Below are 12,507 nucleotides of genomic sequence, written 5' to 3'. Positions count from 1 at the left end.
AGGTCATTGCCACGGTGGTGATAATCGATGAAGGTTGCACAACTTCATTCCGATTTATGGAATAATCGATGGATCATTTGGCGACGCTGGAGATGTTCGTCGCGGTGGCGGGCGAGGGCGGGTTTGCGGCGGCGGCGCGCAAGCTCGGCAGTTCGCCGCCCGCCGTGACGCGCGGGATCGCCGCCCTCGAAGCGCGGTTGGGGACAAGCCTGTTCCACCGCTCGACCCGGGCGGTGGCGCTGACCGACGCGGGGGCGGCGTTTCTGGGCGAGGCGCGGCGCATTTTGGCCGATCTTGCGGGCGCCGAGCGCGCGGTGCGCGGGGCGGCGGCCGAACCGCGCGGGCAGCTGTATTTGACGGCGCCGGCGATGTTCGGGCGGCTGCATATGCTGCCGGTGGTCAGCGCGTTGCTCGCCGAACATGACGCGCTGACGGCACGGATGATGCTGGTCGACCGCAATGTGCGGATCGTCGAGGAGGGGATCGACGTCGCGCTGCGCATCGGGCCGCTCGCCGATTCGGCGCTGAAGGCGGTGCGCATCGGTGCGGTGCGGCAGATGCTGGTCGCGAGCCCCGCCTATCTGGCGCGGCATGGTGCGCCGGCGATGGTGGCCGAACTGGCCGATCATGCGCTGATCGCAATGGACGGACCGCGCGCCGGAAGCGAGTGGCGCTTTGCCGATGCGCGGCTGCGGCTCGACCGGCCCCGGTTGGTGGTCAATACGGTCGACGGCGCGATGGCGGCGGCCGAGGCGGGGGTCGGGATCGCCAACCTGCTGAGTTATCAGGTGATGGACGCGGTCGACGCCGGACGGCTGATCGCGTTGCTGGCGGCCGAGCAGCCCCCCGCGCTGCCGGTGCATCTGCTGTTCGAGCCCTCGCGCGCCGCGCTGCCGTCGGTGCGCCTGTTCGTCGCGGCGATGAAGGCGCGGCTGCTGATGGCGGGGTTGGCGTAGGCGGGTAGATCGCCCGCCCAGCGCGCCTCGTTCAAGGTAGATGGATTCGGATTTCTTTTTGTTTCGCGCAAAGACGCAAAGACACGAAGAAGGTGGTTCGCGGCCGCAAGGCCGCTTTCTCATCGCCGCCGCCCCTGGATGCGAGGTCCGGCCAATAAAGCCGCTTCTCGGTTGGCGCGACTTCTTCGTGTCTTTGCGTCTTTGCGCGAAATAAATCTCACCGGCATCCGCGGCATTGTGCCCGCTTTTCGTCAATGCGCGCCCGCCACCACGATCCACACGGTACCGATCAGCGCGAAGAGCGAGCCGAGGCCGACGAACAGGCCGATGAAGCAGCCGCTGCGCAGCGGCGCCCACACCATGACGTCCTGCGGATCGTCGGGGTTGTAGCGGACGCGCATGATGCTGCCGACCGGCTTGGGATGGTTGGTCGACAGGCTGTCGGGAATCTGTTTCGTCACCCCGGCGAGGCGATATTCGATCGTTGCGGTGTGCATCAGCGTGCGGTCGCCGTCGCTGTCGCTGCTCCAATGGCTGTCATGGCCGACGATCCGGCCCTCGACCTCGTGCCAGCGGCGGCCGCGCATTTCCTTTTTCGCCATGGCGATGCCGATGCTCGCGAACAGCAGGCCGATCCCCGCGAAGAACCACGGGATCAGGCGCAATATCTGGTCTTCGGCCACTTCGCTTCCCCCCGGAACGAAGAGGAGGGCGAACCCTCCCGCTAGAATTGATAGGCGAGGCCGATGCCGCCGAGCCACTGGTCGGCGCTGCCGGCGTCGGCGACGATCGGCGAATCGGCGAAGCGGCCCAGCATGCGGCCATATTGGGCGCCGCCGATCAGCACGAAGCCTTTGCGCAAATCGCCCGACAGGCCATAGGCGCCGGCGAGGCCGAGGGTATATTTGCCCGCAGTGACCTTGCGCCCGGCGCCGGTGTAGACGGGCAGGCCGCTCGCGGCGCTGCCGAGCGGATCGACGTCGAAATAATAGCGGCCGAAACCCTTGCCATAGATGTTCATTGACGCCGACACGCCGATGAAGGCGCGTTTCGACAAGGGCGTGCCATAGTCGATCGTCGGCGAGACGACCCAGCTGTCGTGCTTGCCCGAAATATCGGCAAGGCCGACGACGCGGAGACCGACCTGGTCATAGCCGCTGGTGACGATCCCGGTGTGGGTGACGCCGGCCGAGATGCCGAGTTCGACCGCCACCTTCTTTTCGCCGAGCGCCTCGACCTGAACATCCTTGATGCGGCCGGTGCGGTCGCTGCGCAGATTGATGATCGGGCCGAATTTGAAGTCGGTCTTTTGCCCGCGCCGCTGGCGGATCAGGTCGACCTGGAGATTGGTGCCGCGGGTCGAGAAGCTGAAGCCGCTGAGCCGGCCGCGGACATAGAAGCCGGGCAGGATGACGCGGTCGTCCGAGCCGTTGTAGCTCGGCGCGGTGATCACGCCGCCGGCCACCGAAATATAGTCGCGCGCCCATTTGCGCTCATCGTCGTCGCCCTCGGGGGTGCCGGCGGGGAGCAGGATCGCCTCGTCGATTTCCCGGTCCTGCCACCGCGCGGGGGCGGGGAAGGGCGGGGCCGGCTGTCCGGGGGCGGGATCGGCGGCGTCGAGGCCGGCGAGGTCATAACCGAGCGGGCCGTCCATCGCCTGCGCGGGCGCAGCGGCGCATAACAGGAGCGCCGAAACAGCGAGGCGGGAGAAAATGGCGGGCATCGGCATGGGTGTTGGTTCCTGTTGGTCTTGCCCCTCGTGCCCGTCGTGTAAGGGACGCACGGGGTCTTGGAAAGACAGAGACTTGCCGCCGCCGGATTTAGTTCCCATGCTGGGACGATGGCCTGCTCCTTCTGCTTTCCGCCGCCTTGCGCGCACCTGAACCGCTGATGGGTTGGTTCGGACCGAAACGGCCGTTGTCGGCCGACGAATGGGAGTGGCAGCTCGCCGCCTTTCGCTGGCTGCTGGAGGAATTCGGCGGGATCGAGGCGCATCGGGGCGGCATGCTGGCCACCCCCGATGGCGCCTGTTTTCTGGACAGCCGGCTCAGCGGCGATGCGCGGGCGCGCGAATTGCTGGGGCAGGTGATGGCGATCGCCGGGATCGGCGACTGGCCGGTGCGGCTGGTGATGGCCGATGGCGCGACACAGCTGGCGCAGGTGTCGGAAACGCTGGCGCTGACGCACGAAGGACGGCTCGCCGCGGGCACCTTCCAGATGGTCGATGACGGCGGCGGCGGCTGGATCGCCGAGATCGTCGCGAGCCGCGAACAGCTTGCCGACGAGGCAGGGCTGGTCGCGACGCTGGGTCACGAGACCGCGCATTATTACATGACGCCAAGCCGGCGCGCAGCGCCGGGCGGGCCCGATTGCGAGGAACTGCTGACCGACCTGACCGCAGTCTGGCTGGGTTTCGGTATCTTTCTCGGCAATAGCGCGCGTTATGGCCATCATCAGGCGGGCGAGGGCGGCGGGCAATGGTATGTGTCTGGATGGCAGGGCTATTTGTCCGAGCGCGCGCTGATGACCGCGCTCGCGATCAGCGAGACGCTGGCGGGGCGCGATCCGATGGCGGCGGCGCCCTATCTCAAGCCGCACCTTGCGAGCGACCTCAGGGACGCGGCGCGCTATGTTGCGCGGCGCGACATGATGGCTGACGTCATGGCGGCCGACCTGGCCGCCTATGGCGCGGTCGTGGAGGCGCGCGCATGACGCGTGCGCCGCGCTTTATCGGCTATGGCTTCATGGTCGGCGCCGCCGCGCTCGCGGTCGCGATGCGCGAGGGACATGTGACCGAGGTCGGCCCGCTTCCCGCCGTCGCGGTCGCGCTGTTCCTCGGCATGGTGGGGGTGATGCTGGTGTTCACCGACCTGATGGTGCGCGGGCTCTATGCGCAGGTCGATGTGGCGAAGCGCGCCGCGCCGCCGACCGACCCCGACGGGGGACCCGGCGCCGACTAGCGCCGCCGCCGCGTCAATTCGGCGTCGGGCAACGCGAGCGGTCGCCCTTGTTGCAGGCGTCGATATCGGCATTGGCCCTAGCGATACGCGCGACTTCGGCCTGGTGCGCGGCGGTGGCGGCCCGATAGGCGTCCTGCTGGCGTTGATATTCGGCCTGCTGACGGTTGAATTCGGCCTGTTTGCGTTCGAAGTCGGCGACCTTTTCGGCCTGGATGCGCTTGGCTTCGTTGTCCTTTTTCAGCCAGTCGGCGGCGGCCGCATTCTGCTGGCCGTTGAGCGTGCCCGTTTCCGATGGCGGGATGTCGATCGCGACGGGGCCTGCGGGCTTGGCGGGGACCGCCGCAACGGGCTTCGACGGCCGGGCGCTGGTCGTCGCCGCCGGCCTGGGCGCCGATTGGGGCGCCGATTTGGGCGCCGGACCGCGCGCCGCTAGATATTGCTGGCGCAGCAGCACCCCGCGCGCGGGATCGCAGCTGTTGGGGCGCACGCCGTTCCAATTGTTGCACCCCTGATCGAACCGGACCCCGTCGCCGGGCTCCTCCTCATAATCGCTCGGATAATAGCGCGCGTTGCCGATCAGGACGCCGCGATCGGCGACGGCTTCGAATTCCTTGACCTCACTCGTCATCGTGCCGAAGACGTAAAGGATCAGCGAGCCGCTGCCGCTGATCAACCCGTCGCTGTCGCACGCGCCGCTCCAGCTGATCGAGGATACACCGCCCGATCCATAGCGCTCCTTGGTGAATTGGGTGCCCGCCGCATCGAGCCCGAGCGCGCCATGGTTGAGGATCGCGGTGCAGTCGCGATTGCCGGATCCGCCCAAAGCGAGTTTTTGTACCGACCAGTGGGTTCCGGCATAGCTGCCGTGAAACTCGTCGGCGGCTTGCTGCTTGGCCAGGCTGGCCTGATTGGCCCGGCAGCGATAGCCGGCTTTGAGCCCGAAATACGGGTCGCCGTCGAACCAGTACAGCTCGCCCGTCGCCTTGCAGGCATAGGCTTGCAGATTGGTGACGCTGTCGGAGAGATAGGCGGTGGCGCGGCCGCCCGCCGCGACGGTGGCCTGATTATAGCCGCCAGCGCTTTCGCAGGGCTGACCGGGACTGATCAGGCAATAAGCGAGGAGGATCGTCTCGCTGCACGTGTTGGTGTAATGGAACGCGGATCCCGATTGCTGGGACGAGATGCAATTGGTGGCCGAATAGTCGGGGGTCTGCGCCGCAGCGGGCGCCGGGGCGAGGGCGAGCATCGCGGTGACCAGCAGCGCCAGCGCGACAATGACCGGTGCGGCCAGGGCGGACGATAGGCTTCGCGTCATTCCAACTCCCCGCCGCGCATGGCGGCCCGGTAAAAAGGCGCGCCCTATGCGGCGCGTGCGATCCCGATGAAGAGAGGGTAGCGCAGCTTTTCATCGAGTTGAACCAAAAACATAAGGAGCGAGCGGGGCGCGGGGCAATGATGGTCCGGAGTCCCGCCGACCGGCCGCCGCCAGCGCGGGCCGGGCGGGGCTTTTCATTCGACAGCTTCGGCGCATGCCAGTATGACCCGGCGATGACCGATCGCCCGTCCACGCCGCTGCTCGACACGGTGGATGTCCCCGCCGACCTCCGCAAGCTGAAGCCCGAACAACTCCGTCCGTTCGCCGACGAACTGCGCGCCGAGATGATTTCGGCGGTCGGCACCACCGGCGGGCATCTGGGTTCGGGGCTCGGGGTGGTCGAGCTGACCACCGCGCTTCACTATGTGTTCGACACGCCGCGCGACAAGATCGTCTGGGACGTCGGGCACCAATGTTATCCGCACAAGATCATCACCGGGCGCCGCGACCGCATCCGCACGCTGCGCACCGGCGGCGGGCTCTCGGGCTTCACCAAACGCAGCGAGAGCGAATATGACCCGTTCGGCGCGGCGCATTCGTCGACCTCGATCAGCGCGGCGCTCGGCTTTGCGATCGCCAACAAGCTCAAGGACGAGCCCGGCCGCGCGATCGCGGTGATCGGCGACGGGTCGATGTCGGCGGGCATGGCCTATGAGGCGATGAACAATGCCGCCGCGGCGGGCAACCGGCTGATCGTCATCCTGAACGACAATGACATGTCTATCGCGCCCCCTGTTGGAGGACTCTCGGCCTATCTCGCCAAGCTGGTGTCGTCGCGGCCGTTCGTCGAGCTGCGCGAGATCGCGCGGCGCTTTGCGCGCAAATTGCCCGAGCCGCTGCACAAGGCGGCGAAGAAGACCGACGAGTTCGCGCGCGGCATGGCGATGGGCGGGACGCTCTTCGAGGAGCTCGGCTTTTATTATGTCGGGCCGATCGACGGGCATAATCTCGACCATCTGATCCCGGTGCTGGAGAATGTGCGCGACAGCGACCATGGCCCGGTGCTGATCCATGCGGTGACGGTGAAGGGCAAGGGCTATGCCCCCGCCGAGGCCGCCGCCGACAAATATCATGGCGTCCAGAAATTCGACGTCGTGACGGGCGTGCAGGCGAAGGCGCCGCCGGGGCCGCCGTCGTATCAGAATGTCTTCGGTGAAACGCTGGCGAAGCTCGCCGACACCGATCCGCGCATCGTCGCGATCACCGCCGCGATGCCGTCGGGGACCGGGGTCGATAAATTTGCGGCGGCGCACCCCGACCGCAGCTTCGACGTCGGCATCGCCGAGCAACATGCGGTGACCTTTGCGGCGGGACTGGCGGCGCAGGGGATGCGGCCCTTCTGTGCGATCTATTCAACCTTCCTCCAGCGCGCTTATGATCAGGTCGTCCATGACGTCGCGATCCAGAACCTGCCGGTGCGCTTCGCGATCGACCGCGCCGGGCTGGTCGGCGCCGACGGCTCGACTCATGCCGGGTCGTTCGACGTGACGTATCTCGCGACGCTGCCGAACATGGTGGTGATGGCGGCGGCCGACGAGGCCGAGCTGGTCCATATGACCTATACGGCGGCCGAATATGATTTGGGGCCGATCGCCTTCCGCTATCCGCGCGGCAATGGCACCGGGGTGGCGCTGCCCGAGGTTCCGCAGAAGCTCGCGATCGGCAAGGGGCGCGTCGTGCGCAGCGGCAAGACCGTCGCGATCCTGTCGCTCGGGACGCGGCTGGCCGAGGCGCTGAAGGCCGCCGACACATTGGAGGCGAGGGGCCTGTCGACGAGCGTGATCGACTTGCGCTTCGCCAAGCCGCTCGATGAGGAGCTGATCCGCAAGACGCTCGCCAACCATGAGGTGTGCGTGACGATCGAGGAGAATAGCGTCGGCGGGCTGGGCGCGCATGTGCTGACCTTGGCGAGCGACGCGGGGCTGATCGACGCGGGGCTGAAATTGAGGACGATGCGCCTGCCCGACGCCTTCCAGGACCAGGATTCGCCCGACAGGCAATATGACGAAGCGGGGCTCAACGCGCCGCAGATCGTCGATTGCGTGCTGAAGGCGCTGCGCCACAACAGCGCGGGGGTCGAGGAGGCGGGGGCGCGCGCGTGACGCCGGCGATGCCAGAATATGAGATGCCGGTATGGATCGGCCTGATATTAATGGCCTATCTGCTCTTCGGCTTTTTTTTCGCGCTTATGATGAAATGGGAGAATCAAGTCCTAGCGATCGAGAAACGCTCGACTCGCGAAGATCGGATCCTGTGGTTCATTGCTTGGCCGTTCATGGCCATCCGGTGGATATGGCGCCGCTTTATCGATGTGTTTCGCGACTGATACCCGCTAGACCGCATGAACTTCTTCAGCCTCCTGCAATCGCTCGACGAGCTGCTGTACGAGGTGATGTCGTGGCTGGTCTTTTATCCGATGACGCTGTGGCGGGTATTGGTGCGGCCCTTGAAGATGATGGACTATTCGGACGTCGAGCAGGGCGATGCGAGCGACGAGCAATATACCGATACGCTGAGCCCGCCCTTGTTCCTGCTCTTGTCGCTGATCCTCGTCCATGGCGCCGAGATCGCGCTCGTCGGCAATGAGGCGGTGGTCGTGAGCAAGGTCGGGCTGTCGGCGCTGGTCAGCACCAGCACCGACCTGATCATGCTGCGCATCGTCCTGTACAGCCTGTTCCCGGTGATGATGGCGACGCGGATGGTTCGTGCGCGGCGGCAGCGCGTCGATCGCGACACGCTGCGCGCGCCCTTTTACAGCCAATGCTATGTCGCGGCGGTGCTGGCGATGCTGCTCGGCGGCGCGGTGATCCTCATCCAGCTCGGGCACGACTGGTCGGTGCTTGTCGGGACCAGCCTCGCGCTGTTCGGGTTCTTGTGGTTCGGCTTTTTGCAGACCGCCTGGTTCAACCAGCATCTGAAGTGCGGGCGCGTCAGGGCCTTTGGCCATGCGTCGCGCGCGATGGTCGAAAGCCTGGTGGTGATGACGCTGTTGTCGAGCCTGTTCCGCTAGGCCGGACGCCGGGCATGAAAAAGGGCGGCCGAAGCCGCCCGATTCCCTGTCCGGTTTTGATCGGGATCAGCCCGGGATCGCGGCCGATGCGTCCTGGCCGTCGCCTTCGGGGGCGAAGATGATGTCGCGGGTGACAAGGCCCTTGTCGACGACTTCGGTGTTCGGGCTGCCGACCTGGCTGCGGATGCCGGGGTCGGCGCGCGCGCCGTCGGCGCTGCCGATGATCGCGCTTTCGGTCGGGCTGCGCGGCGCGGCGCCGCCGAAGAGTGCGCGCAGCGTCTGTTCGGCGGTGGTTTCGCCGCCGGGGCGCGCGGCGCCCGGCGCCGGCGGGACGAGCGAATAGTCGGGCGGCACGATCAGCGGCGCCTGACGCGAGACGCGCATTTCGTCGGGGCGGTCGCGGCTGAACAGATTGTTCGATCCGCAAGCGGCGAGCGTCGATGCGGCCAGGGCGGTCGCGAGGATGGCGGTGGTCCGGTTCACTTGAAAATCACTCCTGTACGCCCCGTTTAATTCGCGGCGGGCTTGTCGTCCGCCTTCGGGGCCTTTTCGCCCAAGAGCAGCGCGCGCGCAACCAGCAAAAGCACCCCGATAGTGATGCACGCATCGGCGACGTTGAAGATGAGGAAAGGGCGGAAATCGCCGAAATGCAGGTCGGCGAAGTCGACGACATAGCCGAAACGGACGCGGTCGACGATATTGCCGAGCGCGCCGCCGAAGATCAAAGCGAGCGCGAAGACGTCGCCCTTGGCCTTTTCGCGGGTCATCCAGATCGCGACGGCGGTGGCGACGAGCGCGGTGACCGCGACGAGGATCCAGCGCATCGTCTCGCCCCCGTCGGCGAACAGCGACAGCGAGATGCCGGTATTTTCGGCCCAGGTCAGGCGAAAGATCGGCAAGATGTCGATCACCCGCTTCGCCTCGAGCGACAGCGGGGTGATGACGATCCATTTGGCGAGCTGGTCGAGAATGAACGCGAGCGCGGCGATGATCAGGCCGAACTTCAGGTGCGGCGAACGGGTGCTGGACATGGTTCAGCTCAATACCGTGTCGCAGCGATTGCACAAGGCGCCGTCCTCGACCACCTCGGGCAGGTGGCGCCAGCAGCGGCCGCATTTGTGGTTTTCGGTGCGGGTGACGGTCAATGCATCGCCGCCGCGCGCGACCGAGACGATGAACACTTCCTCGAGCGCCGCCGGATCCAGCGCCGGGTCGGGGATCGTGACTTCGGCCTCAAGGCTCGACCGGATCGTCTTTTCGCGGCGATAGGGCTCGATCGCCTCGGTCACCGCCTCGCGCTGGGTGCGGACGCCCGCCCATTTCGCCGCGAGCGCGGCGTCGTTCCATTCGGCATCGACGGCCGGCCATTCGAGCAGATGCACGCTGCCCGCATCGGGATAGCGCGTGCCCCACACTTCCTCAGCGGTGAACACCAGCACCGGCGCGGCGTAGCGCACCAAGGCGTGGAACAGCACATCGAGCACGCTGCGGTACGCGCGGCGCGTGTCGGTGCCGAGCGGCGCGGCGGGGCCGAGGTCGCAGTAGAGGACGTCCTTGCGGATATCGAAATAAAAGGCCGACAGGTCCTCGTTGCAGAAATCCGACAGCAGGCGCGTGTAGGCGTTGAAGTCGAAATCATCGACCGCCTGCGCCATCTTCGCGTCGAGGTCGGCGAGCAGCGAGAGCATATAGCGTTCGAGCTCGGGCATCGCCGCGACGTCGGTGATGCGCTCCTCCTCGGTGAAGCCTTCGAGCGCGCCGAGCAAATAGCGGAAGCTGTTGCGCAGCTTGCGATATTGGTCGGCGACCCCGGTCAGGATTTCCTTGCCGATGCGGTGGTCCTCGGTGAAATCGACCGACAGCGCCCATAGCCGCAGGATGTCGGCGCCATAGTCGCGCATCAGGTCGATCGGGCTGATCGTGTTGCCGACCGACTTCGACATTTTGAGGCCCTTGGCATCCATCGTGAAGCCGTGGGTCAGCACCGCCTTGTACGGCGCCTGTCCGCGCGTGCCGCAGCTTTCGAGCAGCGACGACTGGAACCAGCCGCGATGCTGGTCGCTGCCTTCGAGATAGAGGTCGGCGCTGTGGGTGCCGCCGTCGTGGCGGACGAGCGCGGGCCAGCGACCGCTTTCGAGGACAAAGGCGTGGGTGCAGCCCGAATCGAACCAGACGTCGAGGATGTCGACGATGCGTTCGTAATCGGCGGCGTTATAGCTATCGCCCAGATATTCCTGCGCGCGCGCATCGTTCCATGCGTCGACGCCGCCCGCCTTCACCGCCGCGACGATGCGGTCGTTGACGATCGGATCGTTCAGATAGTGGCCGGTCTTGCGGTCGACGAACAACGTGATCGGCACGCCCCACGCGCGCTGGCGGCTCAGCACCCAGTCGGGGCGGTCCTTGACCATGCTGCCGATGCGGTTGCGGCCCTTTTCGGGGACGAAGCGGGTGCGGTCGATCGCGTGCATCGCGGCCTGCCGCAAGGTCGGCGCGGCGCAGAGGTCCTCTTCATGCGGGTTGATCGCGCCGCCTTCGCTTTCCCAGCGCTGCTCGCGCGGCGCCTTGGGCTCGATATGCGTCATCACCCGGTCCATCGGCACGAACCATTGCGGGGTGCAGCGGTAGATGACCTTGGCTTTCGAGCGCCAGCTGTGCGGATAGCTGTGCTTATAGTCGGCCGAGGCAGCTAACAGCCCGCCGGCGTCGCGCAGGTCGCTGCAGATCGGGCCGTCGGGGGCGTTGAACTTGGGGTTGATCACCGATCCCTGCCCGCCGAGCCAGCCCCAATCCTCGCGATATTTGCCGTCGCCCTCGACCGCGAACACGGGGTCGAGCCCGTTCGCCTTGCACAGGTCGAAGTCGTCCTCGCCATGATCCGGCGACATATGGACGAGCCCGGTGCCGCTGTCGGTGGTGACAAAATCGCCCGCGAGGAAGGGGCGCGGGCGCGCGAAGAAGCCGCCGAGCGCGTGCATCGGGTGGCGGGCGATGGTGCCGGCGAGGTCTGCGCCTTTGATCTGAGAAACAACCTTTCCGCAGGACCAAGACTGAATAACGCTCGAAGAATTGATGGCCTTCGCTGCCTTTTGAAGTCGCTCTTCGAAAGACTCAATGAGGGCATTCGCGATCAGAAACCGTCGTCCGTCACCGATACCCACTGCTGCGTGAAGCTGATCGAGTTGCGTCTCGTCTAGCTCTGTGTGTTCGATGTTGAATTGAAAAAGACCATATTCCACCTCCGGCCCATAGGCCAAAGCTTGGTTAACGGGGATCGTCCAAGGCGTCGTCGTCCAGATCACCGCATAAGCGCCGACCAGTTCGGCGATCGGGCTCTCGACGATCTCGAACGCCACGTCGATCTGGGTCGAGACGATATCCTCATATTCGATCTCGGCCTCGGCGAGCGCGGTCTTTTCGACCGGCGACCACATCACCGGCTTGGCGCCGCGATAGAGCATGTCGTTGGCGGCGAATTTCAGCAGTTCGCGCACGATGGTGGCTTCGGCCTCATAGTCCATCGTCAAATAGGGATGGTCCCAGTCGCCGCCGATGCCGAGGCGCTTCAGCTGCTCGCGCTGGGTGTCGACCCAATGCTGCGCATAGGCGCGGCATTCGGCGCGAAATTCCTCGACCGGAACCTCGTCCTTGTTGAGCTTTTTCTTGCGATATTGCTCCTCGACCTTCCACTCGATCGGCAGGCCGTGGCAGTCCCAGCCGGGCACATAGGGCGCGTCCTTGCCCTTCAGCGTCTGGGTGCGGACGACCATGTCCTTGAGGATATGGTTGAGCGCATGGCCGATATGCATGTCGCCATTGGCATAGGGCGGGCCGTCGTGGAGGATGAACTGGTCGCGGCTGCGGCGCGCTTCGCGAATCTGCCCTTCCAGATTGCCTTCGAGCCATTTGGCGAGAATCAGCGGTTCCTTCTGCGGCAGGCCGGCCTTCATCGGAAAGTCGGTCTTGGGCAGGAAGACGGTGTCGCGATAGTCGCGGGCTTCGGCGGTGGGCGTGCTGTCGGTCATGGTGGCGGCGCTTAGCGCAGATTCGTGTGGGCGCAAAGCTTATGGGCGATGGCGAGGCCGCGGAAAAAGGTTCGCGCGGAGACGCGGAGACGCGGAGGGAAAAAGAAGAGCGGATTCGCGCAGAGGCGCAGGGATCGCATGAGAAGGAAAAATGGGCGGCGAAGCCGCCAGTCTCTTTTCT

General features: G+C 65.9%; 12 protein-coding genes. 6 read left to right on the top strand and 6 right to left on the bottom strand.

The genetic code is table 11. The features are described 5' to 3' along the window. Window positions 1–68: 68 nt before the first annotated feature. Complete coding sequence (locus ACREB7_RS01490) at window positions 69–956, top strand: LysR substrate-binding domain-containing protein (RefSeq protein ID WP_431590538.1); 888 nt, start codon at window positions 69–71, stop codon at window positions 954–956. Window positions 957–1,207: 251 nt separating this feature from the next. Here ACREB7_RS01490 and ACREB7_RS01485 read toward each other — a convergent pair whose 3' ends face one another. Beyond that, the gene (locus tag ACREB7_RS01485; protein ID WP_431590537.1) at window positions 1,208–1,639 is read right to left on the bottom strand and encodes a DUF3592 domain-containing protein; all 432 of its coding nucleotides are present in this window, start codon (window positions 1,637–1,639) and stop codon (window positions 1,208–1,210) included. Between the two features lie 41 nt (window positions 1,640–1,680). Beyond that, window positions 1,681–2,685: a MipA/OmpV family protein gene (locus tag ACREB7_RS01480; protein ID WP_431590536.1), complete on the bottom strand. Its 1,005-nt coding sequence runs from the start codon at window positions 2,683–2,685 to the stop codon at window positions 1,681–1,683. A 161-nt stretch (window positions 2,686–2,846) separates the two neighbouring features. Here ACREB7_RS01480 and ACREB7_RS01475 point away from each other — a divergent pair, with 161 nt between their 5' ends. Together ACREB7_RS01475 and ACREB7_RS01470 are read left to right on the top strand one after the other, a co-directional pair. Further along, window positions 2,847–3,668: a hypothetical protein gene (locus tag ACREB7_RS01475; RefSeq protein WP_431590535.1), complete on the top strand. Its 822-nt coding sequence runs from the start codon at window positions 2,847–2,849 to the stop codon at window positions 3,666–3,668. After that, window positions 3,665–3,916 carry a hypothetical protein gene (locus ACREB7_RS01470; RefSeq protein ID WP_431590534.1) on the top strand — a complete coding sequence of 84 codons (252 nt, stop codon included), beginning with the start codon at window positions 3,665–3,667 and terminating at the stop codon, window positions 3,914–3,916. The genes ACREB7_RS01475 and ACREB7_RS01470 overlap by 4 nt, the downstream gene beginning before the upstream one ends. Before the next feature lie 13 nt (window positions 3,917–3,929). Here ACREB7_RS01470 and ACREB7_RS01465 read toward each other — a convergent pair whose 3' ends face one another. Continuing rightward, entirely contained in the window at window positions 3,930–5,231 is a 1,302-nt protein-coding gene (locus ACREB7_RS01465) for a hypothetical protein (protein WP_431590533.1), read from the bottom strand. Between the two features lie 233 nt (window positions 5,232–5,464). Between ACREB7_RS01465 and dxs the strand changes: the two genes are divergently transcribed. Genes dxs through ACREB7_RS01450 form a run of 3 tightly spaced genes read left to right on the top strand, consistent with a single transcriptional unit; the run spans window position 5,465 to window position 8,301 of the window. Continuing rightward, window positions 5,465–7,393 (top strand): 1-deoxy-D-xylulose-5-phosphate synthase, encoded by a 1,929-nt coding sequence (dxs, locus tag ACREB7_RS01460; protein WP_431590532.1) that lies wholly within the window; start codon window positions 5,465–5,467, stop codon window positions 7,391–7,393. Next, on the top strand, window positions 7,390–7,617 hold the full coding sequence (locus ACREB7_RS01455) for a hypothetical protein (RefSeq protein ID WP_431590531.1): 228 nt from the start codon (window positions 7,390–7,392) through the stop codon (window positions 7,615–7,617). Before dxs ends, ACREB7_RS01455 begins: the two co-directional genes overlap by 4 nt. 15 nt (window positions 7,618–7,632) lie before the next feature. Then, window positions 7,633–8,301, top strand: a complete 669-nt coding sequence (locus ACREB7_RS01450) for a hypothetical protein (RefSeq protein WP_431590530.1) — start codon at window positions 7,633–7,635, stop codon at window positions 8,299–8,301. A gap of 66 nt (window positions 8,302–8,367) precedes the next feature. On the opposite strand, the gene ACREB7_RS01445 is transcribed toward ACREB7_RS01450, so the two are convergent. From ACREB7_RS01445 to ileS, 3 genes are read right to left on the bottom strand one after another with little or no spacing between them, the layout of a single operon-like run. Then, window positions 8,368–8,784 carry a DUF3035 domain-containing protein gene (locus ACREB7_RS01445; protein ID WP_431590529.1) on the bottom strand — a complete coding sequence of 139 codons (417 nt, stop codon included), beginning with the start codon at window positions 8,782–8,784 and terminating at the stop codon, window positions 8,368–8,370. A gap of 26 nt (window positions 8,785–8,810) precedes the next feature. After that, window positions 8,811–9,332: a signal peptidase II gene (gene lspA / locus ACREB7_RS01440; RefSeq protein ID WP_431590528.1), complete on the bottom strand. Its 522-nt coding sequence runs from the start codon at window positions 9,330–9,332 to the stop codon at window positions 8,811–8,813. Window positions 9,333–9,335: 3 nt separating this feature from the next. Next, on the bottom strand, window positions 9,336–12,326 hold the full coding sequence (gene ileS, locus ACREB7_RS01435; RefSeq protein ID WP_431590527.1) for an isoleucine--tRNA ligase: 2,991 nt from the start codon (window positions 12,324–12,326) through the stop codon (window positions 9,336–9,338). Between the last annotated feature and the right edge of the window lie 181 nt (window positions 12,327–12,507).

This window comes from Sphingopyxis sp. (assembly GCF_050725615.1).
Lineage (GTDB): Bacteria > Pseudomonadota > Alphaproteobacteria > Sphingomonadales > Sphingomonadaceae > Sphingopyxis.
The sequence above is the reverse complement of the archived record's forward strand: the minus strand, read 5'-3'. Positions and strand labels throughout refer to the sequence as shown.